Below are 266 nucleotides of genomic sequence, written 5' to 3' on the forward strand. Positions count from 1 at the left end.
GTCGGTGCAGATGGTATTCGAAGTTCGGTTCGCAAACTTTTGATTGGCGAAGAAAAAACGCCATTACGCTATTTAGGCTGTATTGTAATATTAGGCATTTGTCCTTTAGATGCTTTGGAAAATCTGGAAAGTCCCTTATTGGATTCTGCTACTGTTTTCCAGACCGCAAATGGAAATGAACGAATTTATATGATGCCCTACACATCCGATTCGATTATGTGGCAACTTAGTTTTCCTATGCCTGAAGAAGAGGCAAAGGAATTGAG

At 40.2% G+C, this 266-nt stretch carries 1 protein-coding gene; it reads left to right on the forward strand.

Translation table 11 applies throughout. The annotated features are described in order from the left end of the window. Positions 1 to 266 (forward strand): hypothetical protein (locus tag SB753_RS37880; protein ID WP_410805264.1); only part of this gene is annotated, 266 nt, incomplete at both ends.

The sequence above is a fragment of the Paraburkholderia sp. SIMBA_053 genome, assembly GCF_046534895.1.
In the GTDB taxonomy this organism is placed as follows: domain Bacteria; phylum Pseudomonadota; class Gammaproteobacteria; order Burkholderiales; family Burkholderiaceae; genus Paraburkholderia; species Paraburkholderia caledonica.